The following is a 19,322-nucleotide window of genomic DNA, read 5'->3' on the forward strand; positions in this document are numbered from 1 at the left end:
GCATAATTTTCGTTAACTTTAATTTTAATTTCTAATAACATAGGACAGAATAAAAAAATGCGTTAATGAAGATATTACATACTAGCGACTGGCACTTAGGCAAACGGTTGGATTATTTCTCGAGATTGGAAGAGCAGCGCGCGGTATTAACTGAAATATGTGAAATAGCAGATGGAGAAGGAGTAGACGCTGTTATTATAGCGGGCGATCTTTTCGACGCCTTCAATCCACCTGTTGAAGCCGTAGAACTACTTTATAAAACATTGCGACAGCTTAGCCGTGAAGGATTGCGTCCCGTCATCGCTATAGCCGGAAACCACGATAGTGCAGACCGAATCGATGCACCCGATGTACTCGCCCGTGAATGTGGAATCATCTTTATTGGTTACCCACAGGCAATTATCCAACCCTTTCATACCAAGAATGGTTTCTCTATTAATACGACAACCCCAGGGTTTCTGGAAATATCACTACCCCAATATAACTACCCATTGCGCATTATCCATACTCCATTTGCCAATGAACTTCGGTTAAAACAATTCTTAGGGTTGGAAGATAAAGCACAACAACTCAACGAGCTTTTAAGAAAACACTGGCTCACCATCGGAAATATACATTGTGACAATCAAGGCGTAAACTTGTTAACCACTCACTTGTATATGTTACAACGCGGTGGAGAAATATTGGAAGAACCTGAGGGAGAAAAACCCATTAAGGTCGGGCACGCGGATCTCGTCTATTCCGATGCTATCCCACTGCAAATTCAGTACACCGCATTAGGGCATCTTCATCGGTTTCAGAATATCGGCGATGAAAAACGTCCAGTAGTTTATCCAAGTAGCCCGCTCGCCTACTCTTTTTCAGAGGCAGGACAGGCAAAGGGCGTTGTCATCGTAGAAGTTGTTCCGGAGCAACCAGCGCAATACCAATTTGTTCCACTTTCTTCTGGAAAGAAACTACACCGTAAGCGATTTAAGGATATTGATGCTGCCGTATTATGGTTAAACGAAAATCCCGATACGCTCGTCGAGCTGACACTGATGAGTGATACGTTCCTCAGTTCCGCGGATATGAAACGAATACATGAAGCACACAACGGCATCATTCATATCATCCCCATCGTACAACAAACAACATCTAATCCTGCGCATACCCAGCCCATCAATCTCGATCAGAATATTGATGCGCTTTTTAAGGATTATTTTCAACATCGACTAGGGCAACAGCCTAATCCGGAATTAATGGATTTGTTGAACGAGGTCATTCATTGTGAAACGGAAACGGAGGATTAAGCATGTTACCACTTTATTTAAGTATAGAAGGATTATATTCGTATCGAGATAAACAAGAGATTGATTTTACCCATTTAACAGAAGCCGGCCTATTTGGTATTTTTGGAAAAGTGGGATCGGGTAAGTCGAGTATACTTGAAGCTATTAGCTTTGCTTTATATGGAGAGACCGAAAGATTAAACAAGCAAGAGAAAAGAGCTTACAATATGCTCAATCTTCGCTCGGACGGTGCTAATATCGTATTTGAGTTTCTAAATTACGAAGGACGAAAATTTCGATTCACTGCACAATGGAAACGACGAAAAAAATTTGAGGATACGACATCGTTGGAGCGCTATGCCTATGAGTGGAAAGATGGCGCGTGGATACCGTTAGATTCGAACGATGGAACAATCGTAACACAGCTCACCTATCCGAATTTCCGAAGGACGATCATTATTCCACAAGGACAATTCAAAGAATTTCTGGAATTACGAGGTAAGGACAGATCCGAGATGATGAAAGACATCTTCAACCTTGATCGTTTTGATCTGGGGCCTAAAGTGTCGATACTGCAACGGCAAAATAACAGCAAACTGGAACAGTTAAACGGAGCACTCTCTGGTTTTGATACGGTCAGTATGGAAATATTAGACAGTAAGCAACAGGAGCTCGAAACAGCACAGAAACATCTCGCTACGGTAAAAGAGGAAACCGCATCGTTAGAAAAAGAGGTCAGCCGACTTACGGAGAGTAAAAAAACGCGGGACGAATTGATGCAGAAAAAAGAAGATGTACAAGAATATCTTCTGGAACAGCCCCGAATCACCCAGTTGGAAAAAGAGTTGCGCACATATGAGATCACCCAATTAGCTTTTAGGGAAATCCTAAATACTACGCATAGCTTAAACAAGGAAAAAGAGCAACTCACACATAAGATCGAGCAACTTACTGTGCGTAAGAGCGAAGTTTTAAACCGTTTGGAAAAAGAGGAGACTGAATGGGAGAAAATAGCGGTTGATTATCAACAGTTGGATTTATTTAAAGCGGAAAGTGAAGACCTAAAGGTGATTTCCACTATACTTCAAAACAAGAAACAGCAAGAGACGCTCAACAAACGCGTACAAGATGGAAAACCCTATCTCTTACAAGCTCAAGACGAAGAAAAAAAACTTTTGGCATCTATAGAAAGCGAAGAAAAACGATTAGATGAACTTAAAAATACACGGGTGGATACATCGGTGTTGCTAGCGCTAGAATCCTGGTATCAAACTGATGACAATATCAGCGCCTCTGTCATGGAACTAAAAGCACAGAACCAACAACTCCAGAACGAATTAATACAAACAGCAAAAATTTTTGAAGAACGGTCAACATCAATTGACGGTTGGGAATCAACCTTACTCCAGCAGGAAATAGAATTAAACACCGAGCTTACTTCTTTACAACAGGAGGAAACGCATTTAAAAGTGCAGGCAAAACTATCAGAGTTTGCCGATAATCTTGTCGACGGGCAACCCTGCCCCTTATGTGGCGCATTAGATCATCCGTCCCCTATGGCAAACCACAATATGGCTGTCAAGATACAGGAAATAATGGACAAGCAAGTAGAGATAAAGCAGCACCTACAGCAACTCAAAGCAAGCCATCAAGCTTTAACAGCTGCATCCATACGGTGGCGGGATAAAAAAACACAATTGACCCAATCAGAAACTAACGTCCAAAATATGGAAGAGAAACTTAAAATCCATCGTGAACAATTCCGATGGGAAGAGTTTTCCCCCAAGGACAAGACAGCCTTTCTCACTTATAAAGATAAAAATTATCTTGCGGAAACCCACATCAAATCGGGCGAAGCCAACTTAAAAAATCTCCGCGCACTGTGGCAAACTTGCCAATCGAAAATAGAAAAATATAAAAACTCCCTTGCAGAATTTGAGCAAAGTATTATTGTATTAGATCAGTTAAACCGACAAAACACACTACGGATCAAGAGGTTGAAAATAATTGACTTTGAACATTTTAATGAAATAGAGCTCACAAACAAGACACGAAAAACAGAAAATAAGATTATATTTCTGGAGGAAAGTCATAAACGACTCTCTGAATCTATCCAATCTTTAAGAACGGAGTTCGCGCATATTAATGGTGAGCGAGCTGCATCAAAAGAACAGTTCCAACAGCTCTATCAACAACTCAACAGTAAGCAAGCAGAAATCTCCACATTACTGAAGGAACATGGCTACAGTGATATTATCCAGGTACAACATATTCTTCAAAAGAATATGGATGTAGATCGCAACCGTAAAACTATACAGGAATTCAATTTAAACCTACAAGTTCTTTTACGCAACATTGCCGATTTGGAAAAACGTGTTGCGCTTGATGCTTACGAGGAATCGATCTATCAAGAGAAGACAACGCTCCACACCTTAAAGCGTGAGGAGCTGGAATTACAGATTCGCGTAACAGGAGCTTTAGAAAAAGAACATGCCCGTTTACGTGTAGAATTTGCGAAAAAAGAAAAATTATTGGAAGAATACGAGAAGCTGACACTCCGAAAAAGTAATTTGACCACTTTAGAAAACCTTTTCCGTGGATCTGGCTTCGTCAACTATGTATCCAGCATACATTTGCAGCGTTTGTGCGAGATTGCCAATCAACGTTTTCATCGCTTGACAAAAAACAACCTAAGTCTCACTATTAATGAAAATAATGAATTTGAGGTAGTGGATTTCTTGCACAACGGTTTTAAACGCTCTGTAAAAACACTTTCAGGAGGACAAGCGTTCCAGGCTTCGCTCTGTCTTGCCCTTGCATTGGCAGAAAGCATCCAGTCAATGAACAAGGCAGACAAGAATTTCTTCTTCATTGATGAAGGTTTTGGTACCCAAGATCCCGAAAGTATGAATACCGTGTTTGAAACATTGCAATATCTGAATAGAGATAACCGTATCGTCGGTATTATTTCCCATGTGGAGGAGCTAAAAGAGCGTATTCCGCGGGCTATTACCGTAGTGAATGATGCAGAAAAGGGAAGTCAATTACGGTATAATTGATTGTTTATTTCTAACTTACAACATGCAAAATAGATACGCCATTATTGTTGCCGGGGGATCGGGAAGCCGAATGAAAAGTGATTTGCCGAAGCAGTTTCTATTACTTGATGGAAAACCTGTGGTCATGCATACGCTGGAGAGATTTGCCAATACCGAGAGTGAAATCCGATTGATATTGGTATTGCACGCGGATATGTTCTCCTTTTGGGATGAGTTGTGCGACAAACATGACTTCCAGATTCCTCATACTGTCATTACCGGTGGAGAGACACGCTTTCAAAGCGTCCTGAATGGTATACGTCACATCGCAGAACGACAGCATCAGTTTTTGGACAATACGCTTATCGCCGTTCATGATGCCGCCCGTCCAGTTATCACATCGGCAACAATAGAGGCCTGTTTTGAACAAACTCTTCAACATGCGGCTACTGTTTTAGCGGTACCGAGTACAAATTCTATCCGGCAGGGAAATGAAGTAGAAAATAAAGCATTAGATAGAAAGGAGGTTTGGATTGTACAAACGCCTCAAACGTTTCAGGGTCACATTCTATATCAGGCATTTCAACAAGACGAATTACCTTCTTTTACAGATGACGCCTCTGTAGTAGAAAAACTGGGCTATAATATACATCTTATCCACGGTGATCATCGAAATATCAAGATCACCTTTCCGGAAGACATTTCTATAGCCCAGTTTTATTTAAAATCATTAAACTATTAGGCTGCCCCTCGTATAACCCGTAAAAGAATAGCAATAATAGCAATCACCAAGAGGATATGGATAATACCTCCTGAAGCGTATCCGCCAAAAAAGCTAACAGCCCAAATAATAACCAAAATAACTGCGATTAAATAAAGAATATTTCCCATGACTTATTGAAATTAAATTAACACTATTTTCTATAATAGAACAGGGAATAGTCAGAAAAGTTTTAAAATGGGATTCCGTTTTCTTTATTGAACATCAATAACAAGTCTATCATAAGCTACTTGGATGCCGTCTGGAAGAGTCTTCTCGATCTCAGCATGCTTCCCAAACCGGTGGCTGATATGCGTTAAATAAGTTGTTTTGGCTTTTATTTCTTCGGCAAATGCGATTGCTTCATCTTTAGTAAAGTGGGATATATGCGGTTCTTCCTGCAAAGCATTTACAACCAGTATATCTACACCTTTCAACAATGACCTTGATTCCTCCGAAACGGTCTTGGCATCTGTGATATATACAAAATTCCCTATACGAAAGCCCATTACAGGCATCTTATAATGCATCACTTCGATGGGTATGAAACTCTGCGTACCTACGCGAAAGGTTTCCCCCGCCACAATCGGCCTAAGTTCCAAGCGAGGCACGCCCGGATATTTCTGTTCGCCAAAAGCATAATAGAACTCACGCTTTAGCGATTCATGCGTGAGGGCTGTTCCATATATAGGAATAGATTGCTGCTGTTGATAGTTAAAAGCACGAACATCATCCATCCCCGCAGTATGATCTTTATGGGCATGCGTAACCAACACCGCGTCCAGACGACGCACATCTTCCCGCAGCATCTGATACCGAAAATCCGGCCCTGTATCAACAACAATATTTGTATTGTCATCCAGTTGGATCATGATGGACGTACGCAGGCGCTTATCACGTGTATCGGTAGACTGGCATACCGCACACTGGCATGCTATAACGGGTACCCCCTGTGAAGTTCCTGTACCTAAAAAAGTTACCCTCAAAGTGTCGCCTCTTCTTTCTTGATCACTTTATAAAAATCTCTCTTCTTCTCATCCAATAGCGATGTGTCTACCTCCATATCACGCAGTAATAGTATTAACGACTGAATCCTAACTTCCAAGTTTGAAAACCTGTTAACGACGATAACCCGTGTATTTTGAAGTACACATGCACCTGTACGAAAAGAACCTTTTTCATACCGGACCCGATAACCCAACGCGGCAAAAAGGTCTTCTAGTTTTCCTAAATTATGTTGAGTGAATGCTAGCACGATTCTAAATTATAAAACTTTATCCTATTATCTGGTAGTAATGCGTCCTATTTTTTCCACACGACCCGTTCCATATAGTTTGTTATAAAACCTAACCCATAGGCTATCAATTGTGTATAGGCAGCCACGATCCCCAATCCGGCAACACGAATACTTTTTGTGCTAAACCAAGCGTGTAAGAACAACAAGAAGGTATAAATCAGAAGCACTATATTGCCGATACTGCAAAGTAGCGGTAATACCGGTATTTTCCCCAGACTTCCCCAATTGATCAGATTTAATAATATCAATCCGGATAAACCCACCACAAAAAAGGCAGGCAGGGCGTGCACCAGCTTCAGCTCTTGGGGGAAAAGTTTATAAATATCGATACGCCCTTTTCCAAAACTATAGGTTTGCTTAAAAAATTGTTCAAATGTAGATCTACGTTTGTGATATACAAATGCTTCGGGAATTAATCCGACACGAAAACCCTGTTGAATCATCCGGATGCTAAATTCAATATCTTCTGAACGACGGGCCAATTTAAATCCCTGTGTTTGTTCATAAACTTTTTTGGATATTCCCATGTTAAAACTCCGTGGATGAAACTCCCCTACGTGTTGTTTATTTCCCCGGATCCCTCCCGTAGTAAACGGGCTGGTCATCGAATAGGATATAGCTTTTTGAATATCTGTAAAGGATGGATGCGCAGCATCTGGCCCGCCAAAAGCATCCCAACCATCACGTCGTATACCGGTAGCTACCTGCTGTAAATAATCCTCCGGCACGATAATATCCGAGTCAAAAACAATAAAATAATCTCCTTTTGCCTGAGCAAAGCCAAAATTGCGTGCAAACCCCTGCCCTTCGTTGTTCTTCTCATAATAATGAACATCGAGCCTGTCGCGGTAACTTTCCACAACATATTTGGCAGGTTTAGACGAGCCGTCTTCCACCACAATGACCTCAAAAGGTGAATATTGTTGTTGGGTTAATGATTCCAAAAGCTCGCGAATCTCCTGTGGTCGGTTGTACAAAGGAATCACAATCGAGAAAAACATACGCTAAATTTCTTTTTCGATATGATATTGGTTTCGTTCGGAGGAATTACGGGAAACAAGTTCGGCAATAAAACCAGTCAGAAACAATTGCGTTCCGATAAGGATCGCTACAAGAGAGAGATAAAATAAAGGTTGATCCGTTATATTTCGGTATACGGTGCCTTCCGCTATGCTTCTCAGTTTCTCAAATATTAAGTAACAGGTAATAAAGAAACCGATCATGAAACTCAACACACCGATGGTTCCAAAAAAATGCATCGGGCGTTTACCAAACTTCCCGACAAAAAAAATGGAAAGTAAATCCAGAAAACCTTTAACAAAGCGACCCGGACCAAATTTTGTCGTTCCGTATTTACGAGGATAGTGCTTAACAATCTGTTCTTGTATATTCCTAAATCCCGCCCATTTCGCCAAGACCGGTATATAGCGATGCATTTCCCCATATACCTCCACACTTTTTACCACATCTTTGCGATAGGCCTTTAACCCGCAATTGAAATCATGTAGATTGTGGATTCCTGACATACTACGCGTTACCGAATTAAACAGCTTTGTGGGAATCGTTTTGGTCAACGGGTCGTAACGCTTTTGTTTCCAACCCGACACCAAATCGGCACCACGGTTCTTTATCCGGTCATACAACTCGGGGATTTCATCAGGGCTATCCTGCAGATCAGCATCCATGGTGATCACCACATCACCCTGAGCTGCATCGAAGCCTACATTTAAGGCTGCTGATTTGCCATAATTCCGTCGAAATTTGATACCCACAATTTGTTCATGTTGTAGTTTAAGCCTTTCGATTACTTTCCAGGAAGCGTCATTACTGCCATCATCCACCAAAATAATTTCATAGGAAAAGCCGTGTTCATTCATTACCCGACGAATCCACTCTGTTAATTCGGGTAAAGATTCTTCTTCGTTATATAAAGGAACAACAACCGATATATCCATATTAGTCTTGCTCTGACTTATATTGCCCTCCATTATCCGTCTGATTCAAGTCGTTCTGTATAGGTAAAAAACCAGGTCTTTCACGTTTTAGGATAGCAGCGAGAATCAAAGCGAAGACGAAATACATAATTAACGCTATACCTAGACCTTTAAGATTCTGTCCAATAGAAAACTCCCGTAACTCATCTCTTTGTTTTTCTAAATCAGCCACCTGTTTATCAATAAGATCATCATCTGCCCCGATGCTTTCCATCGTCTCAATCGTCAAATTGATTGTTTTGTCGAAAACGATTTGCTGTGGCTCGGGATTGGCTAAATTGAACAGAGCACCTCCTACAGTAGAGATAATGACCGAAATCGCCAACATGACAAATATGCCTTTCAACGCTTGGCTAAAATTCCAAAAACCGCCTGCTACTTTTCTCAATAATACAGCAAAATATGCCGCCAATGCAATCATGAGCACAAAAGAAACGCTTCCCGTCACAATAGAACTTATCTTAAAATCCGAGCTGTTTACTAACACATACATAGACACAATGCTTATCACCAAAGAAATGACGCCTAGATAAACCCCATATTTAATACCTTCTTTTTTTACTTCTTCCGCAGGAAAAGTTGAATTAAAATCGTGATTCATAATTTATTTATTAAAGTTTACAATAATCTGGTAAATAGCCCCGTCCAACGGTTTATTGTCGGAAGCATCTAAATACTCCGTTATCTGCTCCTCCTCCGGATATGGTTCATTAAAGAAAGACATTAACGGATAAAACAGTTCTTTCAATTCATCTTGAGCGGATAGTGATGAAGCTACTTTATTTATTTCGACAAAAGTACTATCTACCAAAATCTGATTAGCGATTACTTTCTCGTAAATAGCATATTCATCCTGAAACTCATCTTCTTCGACCAGCAGGAATTCTTTCAAATAGTCGTCCAGAGAAGGATCAATATCGTCATCCTCACACTCTTGCAGATAGAGAAACATATTCAATAATTCGGTACCCCTATCGATTGTTTCTTCTTCAATGGCTTCCCATTCCGGCGAATCCAAATAATCTTCTTCCAATTTCTTCACATCCTCTGCAAAGAAATTGACCATCAATAAATCGAAGTAGATCTCCCGAAGCTCTTCAAATCGTTGATGATCATCAAAAGCCTCATCCAACGCTTGTACCTTTTCTATAAAAGGTGCTTCTTTATCAAAAGCTTGTTGCAATGCAATCTCAAAAGTTTCTGCATCAATTCCTTCGATCTGTGCGTACGTGCGAATCCCAGCATTAAACGCTTTTTTTACTTTTGCATCCATATCTTATTTAATTTCAACCAATTGACCATGGTTAATTACTACTTTTACTTTACCTCTTAATTCTTGACCAAACACAGGACTATTTTCCGATTTTGACTTATTTGTGTTGGTATTCAGCATCCATTTTTCGTTCATATTAAACAGCACCAGATTGGCTTCGCTCCCTACTTCAAATGTCGGGATATCTTTCCCTACCACCTGTCTGGGTTGTACAGCTAGATATCGAACAATATCATCAGCGGTAAATCCCGCTTCAATTAAAAAAGGTAACGTTGTCTGTAAACCCAAAATACCTTCTTTTGCAATATGAAACTCTACATTTTTATACTCCACTTCGTGTGGTGTATGTTGCGAAACGACCGCATCTATCGTACCTTCTTTCAACCCTTTTAAAAGCGCTTTTATATCCTGCTTAGTCCGTAAAGGCGGATTCACCTTAAAATTACTGTCAAAACCTACCACTTCTTCATCAGTGTACACCAGGTTATGGGCAGCGACATCACAGGTCACATTCAATCCTTTCGCTTTTGCCTTTTTTATCAAATCTACTGATTCTGCGGTAGAAATGCTCGTAAAATGTATACGAGCGTCGTTATATTCTGCCAGGAACAAATCGCGTGATACCATAAGTGACTCTGCTAGGTTTGGCTTCCCTTTCATGCCTAGGTAGGTGCTCATCCTCCCTTCGTTCATCTGATGCCCGCCGCCTATAGATTCGTCTTCTGCAAAAGAGATAACTAAACCCTCAAATCCCTTCGCATATAACAACGCCCGCCCCATTAGCCCCGCTTGTTGAACGGCATGATTTCCATCACTGAAAGCAATCGCTCCCGCCATTTGCATATCGTATAATTCCGCGAGCTCTTTTCCTTCGCGTCTTTTGCTTATGGTCCCCACGGGGTATACATCTACTATATTTCCTTTAGCTGAATTAACCACTAATGCTACTTCCGAGCGGCCGTGAATAGGTGGATTCGTGTTAGGATAAACTGCCACTCCAGTGTATCCTCCAGCTGCCGCTGCTGCTGTACCGGTTGTGATATCTTCTTTCGTTTCCAGACCCGGTTCGCCAAAATTAGCATGCAAATCAAAAAAACCTGCTGAAACCACCCCTCCTTTTCCATCTACAACATGTAACTTTTTATTTGTCGGTTTTATATGCTGCGCTACGCGGCTGATACGTCCTTTTTCAATAAGTATATCAACAATATTACCATTCTGCGGATGACCGGGCAATATAAGCTGAGCGGAAGAAATCAATATATTATCCATGAATAATATTTAAACAAAGTAATGAGAAAAAGTATGTATTAAAATGGTAGGTAAATAAAACGTATATAGGAACAAACCAATGCTGCTTTGCCTGAGATAAACCAATGAAATATGGAATACAATTATCCAATTTTATACGTTGTTTCATTGAAGAACAAATGTACAAAATATATCGAAACACCAATATTGAAAATGTGGGTTTTTATTGCTGGTCGCCCCAAGCGTAGCTATCCACATCAATATCACAGAGGGAAAGTACCCTGTCTATCACCGTAGTAGCTAGTTCTTCGAATGTTTTGGGAAGGCTGTAAAACGACGGGCTTGCTGGACAGATAATCCCTCCTGCTTGCGTCACCAGATTCATGTTTTGTATATGAATAGCACTCAGCGGTGTCTCCCGCGTAACCAGCACTAACTTTCTACGTTCTTTTAATACTACATCTGCGGCACGGGTAGTTAAATCAGAAGATATACCTTGCGCAATACGCCCCAATGTACCCATAGAGCATGGACAAACGATCATCGTTTCAAAACGTGCAGAGCCCGAAGCAAACGGCGCCATAAAATCATTCTTGTTATAAAAAGTAAAAGGATAATGTTGATAATCATCATTCCCCAGTTCAAATTTCCACACATCTTTTGCGTTGTCAGACATCACCACGCCCACTTCTGCCACTTGATCACTAAGCTTGCTTAATTTATCCAACAATACTTTTGCGTATATTGATCCACTAGCACCGGTAATAGCAACGATTATTTTTTTCTTCTGCTTCATAACGTTCTAGACAAAGCTACTAAAAATCGAAGAATTTCTCTAAATTCGAACCATGTTCAAGAAATCATTCGCCCCCATTATTCCCGAAAAAAGCAAGCTTCTGATTTTAGGTTCCCTGCCCGGAGACAAATCGTTACAGGAAAACCAATATTATGCACATCCCCAAAATCGCTTTTGGAAGACCTTGGCTTTACTCCTATCCGCGCCTATTCCTATAGACTATGCTAGCCGAGTCAACTTATTACATCAACATCATATTGCTTTATGGGATGTTTGCGAAGCAGCTATTCGAAAAGGTAGCATGGACACCGACATCTTGGAGGAAAGTCCTAACAAGATAGACCAGTTGCTTCAAGATAACCCTGATATCAAGGCTGTTTGCTTTAACGGACAAAAAGCACAAAAGCTATTTGACAAGTATTTTAAACGAACCACCGGCATTAAGTATATCACACTTCCGAGCACTAGCCCCGCGAACGCCAGTTTTAATCAAGAACGGCTGTTAGGCGCTTGGGAGAATATATTACTTTTTATCTTTCCATTATAGGAATATCATTGGGTTTGTTATTTTTGCACATACGATGTCAGACTTAAAATATAACCAAAGGGGTGTGTCCGCAGGTAAAGAGGATGTACACAATGCAATCAAGAACATTGACAAGGGTCTATTCCCGAAAGCTTTCTGTAAAATCATTCCCGATATACTGGGGGGCGATGAAGCTTGGTGCAACATTATGCACGCTGATGGTGCGGGCACAAAATCGTCGCTGGCTTATGTCTACTGGAAAGAGACGGGAGACAGCTCTGTTTGGCGTGGTATTGCCCAAGATGCGATTATCATGAACCTAGATGATCTTCTTTGTGTAGGTGCAGTTGACAATATCTTGCTCTCGTCTACCATCGGACGTAATAAAAACCTTATTCCGGGTGAAGTCATCGCCGAAATTATCAACGGCACGGAGGATATTCTTGCGGAATTGCGGCAATTGGGTATTGGCATCTACTCCACCGGAGGGGAAACTGCTGACGTCGGTGATTTAGTACGTACCATTATTGTGGACAGCACCGTAACGTGCCGTATGAAACGGGAGGATGTCATTTCTAATCACCGTATCCAGGCAGGAAATGTCATCGTAGGATTAGCATCGTACGGACAAGCAAGCTATGAAAAAGAATATAACGGCGGCATGGGCTCCAATGGTTTGACATCGGCCCGCCATGATGTTTTTCATAAATATGTAGCTGAAAAGTATCCGGAAAGCTATGACCCTGCCGTGCCTTATGAATTGGTATTTTCCGGTAGCTGCAATTTAATCGATCCGATAAAAGTAAACGAAGATAAAGAAGTAACTGCTGGCAAGCTTGTCCTTTCCCCTACACGCACGTATGCTCCTGTTATCAAGACGATTCTCGACAAATATCGTCAGCAAATTGATGGGATGGTTCACTGTTCCGGAGGGGCACAAACCAAAGTATTACATTTTGTTGAAGATGTGCATGTCATCAAGGATAATTTATTTCCTATTCCACCGCTGTTTGACCTCATTCAAAAACAGTCCAACACGGCTTGGGAAGAGATGTACAAAGTATTTAATATGGGACATCGCATGGAACTGTATGTTCCGCAAGAAATTGCCGAGGATATCATCAACATATCCGAATCGTTCGGTATTGCAGCGCAAATCATCGGGCGTGTAGAAGAGGCCACCTCAAAGAAAGTTACTATTCGCTCGCCACACGGGGAGTTTATCTATGAATAAGGAGCGAGGATAAAATGCAAGAGAAACGTATCATTGGCCGCATAGAAACAGTAGATCTCCCCGAGCTGGGACTCTATAATATTTGTGCAAAAGTGGATACGGGTGCAGAAACCTCTGTACTACATTGCAACCAATTTGAAATTTTCGAAAAAGATGGACATCGCTATATCCGATGTACTATCCAAGGACACCCGGACTTTACTTTTCTTATCCACCGGGAGCGCGTAGTAAAAAGCTCCTTCGGACAATCTGAAACAAGACATATTTTTATAACGAAGATAAAATTGTTCAACAAGCTATTCGATATCAAATTATCCGTCAGAGATCGTTCCTCTATGTCCTATCCTATGCTGTTGGGCAGAAACTTCATTAGCGGTAAATTCTTAGTCGATGTATCTCACGATCATCTGGCAAAGAATATATAACGATACGCCGAAACTTATATAAGACTCATCTGTTTTAACTATAAAAAATACTTCCCGTGAATATTGCTGTATTATCAACAAATAAAAACCTCTATTCGACCAAACGTTTAGTCGAAGCCGTTCAATCCCGCGGACACCATTGCGTAGTCATCGACCACAGCAAATGCTACGTGGGCATTCAACAGGGAAAACCTACTATTCATTATAAAGGACAAGATTTATCCCATATTGACGCCATTATCCCACGAATCGGTTCGTCACTGACGTTCTATGGCTCTGCCATCGTGCGTCAGTTTGAAGTAATGGGTGTCGTATCTGCCAACCCAAGTCAAGCCATTACCCGTTCTCGGGATAAACTGCGTTGCATGCAGATTTTGTCGGGAGCTGGTCTCGGTCTTCCGATTACCGGTTTCGCACGTTCAGTTTCCGATGTAGACGATCTGATCAGTATGGTCGGTGGCGCGCCATTAGTTATTAAGTTATTGGAAGGAACACAGGGCATAGGTGTCGTATTGGCTGAAACAAAGAAAGCCGCTTCTTCGGTTATCGAAGCCTTCTACGGCCTAGGCAACAACATTCTGATACAGGAGTATATTAAGGAAGCGAAAGGAACTGATATCCGGGCATTTGTTGTGGATGGCAAAGTGGTCGGTGCTATGAAACGAACGGCTAAAGAGGGAGAGTTTCGGTCGAATCTCCACCGCGGCGGGAGCGCTGAAATTGTCAAGCTAACACGTGCGGAAAAACAGACAGCGGTATCTGCAGCTAAAGCAATGGGACTCACCGTAGCAGGAGTAGACATGCTTCCCTCCGCACGTGGGCCGCTCATCCTGGAGGTCAACTCGTCACCGGGACTAGAAGGAATTGAAACAGCGACCGGGAAAGATATCGCCAGCGAGATTGTGAAGTACCTAGAAGGTCAATATGCTATCACACAGGCCGCAAGAGCTGTAAATACCAAACGCAAGGTGAAAAAAGAGAGCAAACTGTAAGCCCGTTATTTTTAATCTTTCCAAATATGTGTTATGCTAGCATAGTATAAACCGTATCGCTATATTTGTGTAGAAACCAACTAAAATAGTTATGATGGGTCAAATCATCTTCTTTTGTTTGTTCGCACTCGCCATAGTGGTTTTCGCTAGAAACGCTCGCCATATCTACAAAAATATAAAGCTTGGCAAAGCTGTAAATCGAAGCGACAGACCGGGTGAACGCTTGAAATTAATGCTTTTGGTTGCTTTCGGACAAAAAAAGATGTTCAAGAAGCCACTCGCGGCCTTATTGCATTTATGTGTATATGTAGGTTTCTGCATTATCAATATCGAGATGCTTGAAATCGTTATTGATGGATTATTCGGTACACATCGCGTGTTCTCTTCGCTAGGATCTGTTTATAACGGTCTTATATATGCTTTTGAGTGGTTGGCTTTCGCGGTACTATTCAGTTGTATTATCTTTCTTATTCGACGAAATGCACTTCATATTTATCGTTTTGGCGGCCGAGAGCTCAAAAACTGGCCAAAAACAGACGCCAATCTTATCCTAATTGCGGAAATATTACTCATGACGGCATTTCTTTTCATGAATGCCGCCGACTTTAAACTTCAGCAGCTTAATCATCCAGCCTATCACCATGCAGGTGCATTTCCAGTCAGCCAGTTTCTACTTCCCTTATTGCCTGAATCTACCTCTACTTTGATAGGAATAGAAAGGTTCGCTTGGTGGTTTCATATTATCGGCGTGTTAGCCTTCTTAAACTATCTCCCGATATCGAAGCATTTACATATTATTCTAGCTTTCCCTAACACCTATTTTTCGAAATTAGAGCCAAAGGGTAAATTCAACAATATGCCTGCCGTAACCGAAGAAGTGAAAGTAATGCTGGATCCATCGCTTCCCCCACCTACAGGAGAAGTTAGCCGGTTTGGCGTTAAGGACGTGCAGGATCTCACCTGGAAAAATCTTCTGGATGCCTACACCTGTACCGAATGTGGCCGTTGTACGGCGGCCTGCCCGGCCAACATCACAGGCAAGCTTTTGTCACCTCGCAAAATCATGATGGACACCCGGGATCGATTGGCAGAAGTAGGACAAAATATGGTGAAAAACGGGGATTTTCAAGACGATAACAAATCGTTGATCGATACCTATATCACGAGAGAAGAAATATGGGCATGCACAACGTGCAACGCCTGTGTAGAAGCTTGTCCGGTCAATATCGACCCGTTGGAGATTATCATCGGATTACGCCAATATGCAGTAATGGAGGAATCACAAGCGCCTGCAAGTATCAACGCTATGTTCGGCAATTTAGAAAATAACGGAGCAACTTGGAAATACGCACAAGCGGATCGTGCTAACTGGACAAATCAATAACAAAGAGCTTATGGAAACAACGTTTCATATCCCTACAGTAGCAGAAATGACAGCAAAAGGTGAACGTCCGGATCTTTTATTTTGGGTCGGATGTGCGGGCAGTTTCGATGAACGCGCCCAGCGTATCACCAAATCTATCTGCAAAATTTTACAGCATGTAGGCATAAAATACGCCATCTTAGGTACAGAAGAAAATTGCACAGGCGATCCGGCAAAAAGAGCGGGAAACGAGTTTCTCTTTCAGATGCAGGCAATGATGAATATCGAGGTATTACATGGGTATGAAATAACGAAGATTGTCACGGCCTGCCCCCACTGCTTCAATACACTCAAAAACGAATATCCCAATTTAGGCGGGAATTTCGAAGTCATCCATCATACCCAACTTATCCAATCGTTGATAGCAGAAGGTAAACTCAAACCTGCCGATGGAAATGAATTTAAAGGAAAACGTATTACTTATCATGATCCCTGTTATTTAGGCCGTGCTAATGAGGTCTATGAAGCACCCAGGCGGGTACTGGAAGTGCTTGACGCAGATCTGGTCGAACTAAAACGCTGTAAGAGCAACGGCTTGTGCTGTGGCGCAGGTGGTGCGCAGATGTTCAAAGAACCGGAACCGGGAAAAAAAGATGTCAACATAGAACGTGTGGAAGATGTGATCGAATCGAAGGCAACCATAGTTGCTGCCGCTTGTCCGTTCTGTATGACCATGCTACGGGACGGTGTTAAAGCGAAAGAAAAAGAACAAGAGATTCAGGTACTAGATGTTGCCGAAATTACAGCCAAAGCGAATAATCTGTAGGATACTGTCTACTTAATTTTCGCTTGAACAGCAAAACAAACATCTTCCTCAGTTGTTTAACTAACAAGCATTAGGTATATCCCATTTGGGTAATTCCTTTAGTTTATTTCAATATCCGTGCTAACATTAAACTAGAATTATCATGAAAGACAAAAACAGTTCTAAGGCTGATCATATTGATCAGCACCTCGTTAACAATGATCAAAAAGTAATGACGACCAATGATGGCGTCCCTATTTACGACAACAACAATACATTGAAAGCAGGCGATCGTGGCCCCTCTCTTCAACAGGATCATATTTATTTCGATAAGCTGATGCATTTCGATCGGGAGCGTATTCCCGAGCGCGTTGTACACGCCAGAGGTTCCGGCGCACATGGTATTTTCGAAGCTACCGCCGACTTGTCAGCCTATACCACGGCCGCATTTCTGAAAAAAGGAACCATCACGCCCCTTTTCACGCGATTTTCAACGGTAGCTGGGTTTAAAGGCTCTACAGACTTGGCTAGAGATGTAAGAGGTTTTTCTGTTAAATTTTATACGGAAGAGGGCAACTATGATTTAGTAGGAAATAATATTCCCGTTTTTTTCATTCAAGACGCTATGAATTTTCCGGATGTAGTGCATGCGGTAAAACCCGAACCCAACAATGAAATGCCACAGGCAGCCTCCGCACATGATACTTTTTGGGATTTTATCTCCTTAATGCCCGAAGCAGCTCACATGACCATGTGGGTTATGTCTGACAGGGCAATCCCCAGAAGCCTCCGTATGATAGAAGGTTTCGGTGTGCATACGTTTAAGTTTATTAATGCAGAGGGAAAAGCCACTTTTGTGAAATTCCATTGGAAACCAAAACTGGGTGTACATTCTGTCGCCTGGAACGAGGCGCAGAAGATATCGGGATTTGACTCCGATTTTCATCGTCGAGATTTATGGGAAGCCATTGAAAACGGAGATTTCCCACAATGGGATTTAGGTGTACAACTTATTCCAGAGGAGGATGAAATGAAGTTTTCCTTTGATCTTCTCGATCCTACCAAAATAGTTCCGGAGGAGTTAGTTCCTGTTCAGATTATCGGCACGATGACCCTAAACCGTAATCCTGAAAACTTTTTTGCGGAAACAGAACAGGTAGCTTTCGATCCCGGTCGGGTAGTTCCGGGTATAGATTTTTCTGATGATCCGTTGTTACAGGGACGGGTATTCTCTTATATGGATACACAAAATTACCGGCTGGGCGGACCCAACTTTCATGAACTGCCAATAAATCGACCGATAAACGGTAAACATAACAATCAAAAAGATGGATTTGCCAGAATGGATGTTTTAAAAGGTGAAGTAAGTTATTTCCCCAACAGTAAAGCTGAAGGATGCCCGTACCATGCCATGTTAAAAGGAGAAACAGGTTATCAATCGCACAAGCAACCGATAGATGCCGCTAAAGTCAGAGCCCGATCGGATTCTTTTGCGGACCACTTCACACAAGCAAGATTATTCTTCCATTCGCAAAGCGAAGAAGAGCAAGAACACATTATCAGCGCATTGAGTTTCGAGCTGTCTAAAGTAAATGACGAGAACATTCGCAGACGTGAACTGGCAATTTTAAACCAGATTGACAGCACGTTAGCTAAAAAGGTCGGAGACAATTTAGGCTTAGTTCCACCAAAGGAACTAGATCCGTTAACCTTGAAGTTTGCGCGGCAGAACCATCCCAATTATCCCATTAAGCCTAAAAAGCCGGAAGTGGAAAAATCCGAAGCGTTGAGCATGAAGGTGAAAGACAGAAAAGGTAACATCAAAACGCGTAAAGTGGCTTTTTTAGTCGATGATGGCGTAAGTAGGGCTTCGGTCGACAAAATGCGTATGGCACTGGAAGCAGAAGGAGCTCAAGCCGTTCTCATTTCGTCCCATGTAGGAAAAATAAAGTTCAAAGAAGGCGGCGAAGAGGAAATACAACACTCGTACCTCACCGATGCTTCGGTCTGTTATGACGCTTTTTATACGCCAGATGGCGAATCTGTAAGTAAACTAGCTGAAAATCCCGATTACCTGCAATTTATAAACGAAGCTTACCGGCATTGTAAAGCAATAGCATTTGCAAAAGATGCTGAAGAGCTCGCCGCTAAATCATTTATAAAAAAGGATAAGGGTGTTATTTTTGAAGGTGAGGATAATTTAACGAATGACTTTATCAACGTGATGAAAGGCCATCGTGTTTGGGAAAGGGAGAAACCACGCAAAGTGCCTGCGTAGATCGTCCAAAAGCTGACAT

General features: G+C 41.7%; 19 protein-coding genes. 10 read left to right on the forward strand and 9 right to left on the reverse strand.

Features of this window, described 5'->3' with window-relative positions:
* Window positions 1-65 precede the first annotated feature (65 nt).
* Genes H8B21_RS09095 through H8B21_RS09105 form a run of 3 tightly spaced genes read left to right on the forward strand, consistent with a single transcriptional unit; the run spans window position 66 to window position 5,051 of the window.
* The gene (locus H8B21_RS09095; RefSeq protein WP_190313458.1) at window positions 66-1,292 is read left to right on the forward strand and encodes a metallophosphoesterase family protein; all 1,227 of its coding nucleotides are present in this window, start codon (window positions 66-68) and stop codon (window positions 1,290-1,292) included.
* Between the two features lie 2 nt (window positions 1,293-1,294).
* Window positions 1,295-4,330: an AAA family ATPase gene (locus H8B21_RS09100; RefSeq protein WP_190313459.1), complete on the forward strand. Its 3,036-nt coding sequence runs from the start codon at window positions 1,295-1,297 to the stop codon at window positions 4,328-4,330.
* Between the two features lie 22 nt (window positions 4,331-4,352).
* Window positions 4,353-5,051 (forward strand): 2-C-methyl-D-erythritol 4-phosphate cytidylyltransferase, encoded by a 699-nt coding sequence (locus H8B21_RS09105; RefSeq protein ID WP_190313460.1) that lies wholly within the window; start codon window positions 4,353-4,355, stop codon window positions 5,049-5,051.
* Here the strand turns inward: H8B21_RS09105 and H8B21_RS09110 are convergent.
* The 9 genes from H8B21_RS09110 to H8B21_RS09150 form a co-directional block, all read right to left on the reverse strand.
* Window positions 5,048-5,200 (reverse strand): lmo0937 family membrane protein, encoded by a 153-nt coding sequence (locus H8B21_RS09110; protein WP_130140517.1) that lies wholly within the window; start codon window positions 5,198-5,200, stop codon window positions 5,048-5,050. The two genes, H8B21_RS09105 and H8B21_RS09110, sit on opposite strands and share 4 nt — an antisense overlap.
* A gap of 84 nt (window positions 5,201-5,284) precedes the next feature.
* A complete protein-coding gene (locus tag H8B21_RS09115) occupies window positions 5,285-6,055 on the reverse strand; it encodes an MBL fold metallo-hydrolase (protein ID WP_190313461.1) in 771 nt (256 codons plus the stop codon).
* Window positions 6,052-6,324: a hypothetical protein gene (locus H8B21_RS09120; RefSeq protein WP_190313462.1), complete on the reverse strand. Its 273-nt coding sequence runs from the start codon at window positions 6,322-6,324 to the stop codon at window positions 6,052-6,054. Before H8B21_RS09120 ends, H8B21_RS09115 begins: the two co-directional genes overlap by 4 nt.
* Window positions 6,325-6,371: 47 nt before the next feature.
* Window positions 6,372-7,367, reverse strand: a complete 996-nt coding sequence (locus H8B21_RS09125; protein ID WP_190313463.1) for a glycosyltransferase — start codon at window positions 7,365-7,367, stop codon at window positions 6,372-6,374.
* Between the two features lie 3 nt (window positions 7,368-7,370).
* Window positions 7,371-8,321 carry a glycosyltransferase family 2 protein gene (locus H8B21_RS09130; RefSeq protein WP_190313464.1) on the reverse strand — a complete coding sequence of 317 codons (951 nt, stop codon included), beginning with the start codon at window positions 8,319-8,321 and terminating at the stop codon, window positions 7,371-7,373.
* A 1-nt stretch (window position 8,322) separates the two neighbouring features.
* Complete coding sequence (locus H8B21_RS09135; protein WP_190313465.1) at window positions 8,323-8,961, reverse strand: DUF4199 domain-containing protein; 639 nt, start codon at window positions 8,959-8,961, stop codon at window positions 8,323-8,325.
* A 3-nt stretch (window positions 8,962-8,964) separates the two neighbouring features.
* Window positions 8,965-9,633, reverse strand: coding sequence for a hypothetical protein (locus H8B21_RS09140; RefSeq protein ID WP_190313466.1), 669 nt, complete (start codon window positions 9,631-9,633; stop codon window positions 8,965-8,967).
* A 3-nt stretch (window positions 9,634-9,636) separates the two neighbouring features.
* On the reverse strand, window positions 9,637-10,905 hold the full coding sequence (locus H8B21_RS09145) for a dihydroorotase (protein ID WP_190313467.1): 1,269 nt from the start codon (window positions 10,903-10,905) through the stop codon (window positions 9,637-9,639).
* A 202-nt stretch (window positions 10,906-11,107) separates the two neighbouring features.
* Complete coding sequence (locus H8B21_RS09150; protein WP_190313468.1) at window positions 11,108-11,680, reverse strand: UbiX family flavin prenyltransferase; 573 nt, start codon at window positions 11,678-11,680, stop codon at window positions 11,108-11,110.
* A 52-nt stretch (window positions 11,681-11,732) separates the two neighbouring features.
* Between H8B21_RS09150 and H8B21_RS09155 the strand changes: the two genes are divergently transcribed.
* From H8B21_RS09155 to H8B21_RS09185, 7 genes are all read left to right on the forward strand, one after another.
* On the forward strand, window positions 11,733-12,227 hold the full coding sequence (locus H8B21_RS09155; RefSeq protein WP_190313469.1) for a DNA-deoxyinosine glycosylase: 495 nt from the start codon (window positions 11,733-11,735) through the stop codon (window positions 12,225-12,227).
* A gap of 34 nt (window positions 12,228-12,261) precedes the next feature.
* A complete protein-coding gene (locus H8B21_RS09160; protein WP_190313470.1) occupies window positions 12,262-13,440 on the forward strand; it encodes an AIR synthase related protein in 1,179 nt (392 codons plus the stop codon).
* 14 nt (window positions 13,441-13,454) lie between these two features.
* Complete coding sequence (locus tag H8B21_RS09165; protein WP_190313471.1) at window positions 13,455-13,865, forward strand: ATP-dependent zinc protease family protein; 411 nt, start codon at window positions 13,455-13,457, stop codon at window positions 13,863-13,865.
* Between the two features lie 56 nt (window positions 13,866-13,921).
* On the forward strand, window positions 13,922-14,857 hold the full coding sequence (gene rimK, locus H8B21_RS09170) for a 30S ribosomal protein S6--L-glutamate ligase (RefSeq protein ID WP_190313472.1): 936 nt from the start codon (window positions 13,922-13,924) through the stop codon (window positions 14,855-14,857).
* A gap of 91 nt (window positions 14,858-14,948) precedes the next feature.
* A complete protein-coding gene (locus H8B21_RS09175; RefSeq protein WP_190313473.1) occupies window positions 14,949-16,241 on the forward strand; it encodes a (Fe-S)-binding protein in 1,293 nt (430 codons plus the stop codon).
* A 10-nt stretch (window positions 16,242-16,251) separates the two neighbouring features.
* Window positions 16,252-17,046 carry a (Fe-S)-binding protein gene (locus tag H8B21_RS09180; protein WP_190313474.1) on the forward strand — a complete coding sequence of 265 codons (795 nt, stop codon included), beginning with the start codon at window positions 16,252-16,254 and terminating at the stop codon, window positions 17,044-17,046.
* 142 nt (window positions 17,047-17,188) lie between these two features.
* Window positions 17,189-19,303: a catalase gene (locus H8B21_RS09185; RefSeq protein ID WP_190313475.1), complete on the forward strand. Its 2,115-nt coding sequence runs from the start codon at window positions 17,189-17,191 to the stop codon at window positions 19,301-19,303.
* Window positions 19,304-19,322: the final 19 nt, after the last annotated feature.

It is taken from the genome of Sphingobacterium chuzhouense, from assembly GCF_014692525.1.
Classification (GTDB): Bacteria; Bacteroidota; Bacteroidia; order Sphingobacteriales; family Sphingobacteriaceae; genus Sphingobacterium; species Sphingobacterium chuzhouense.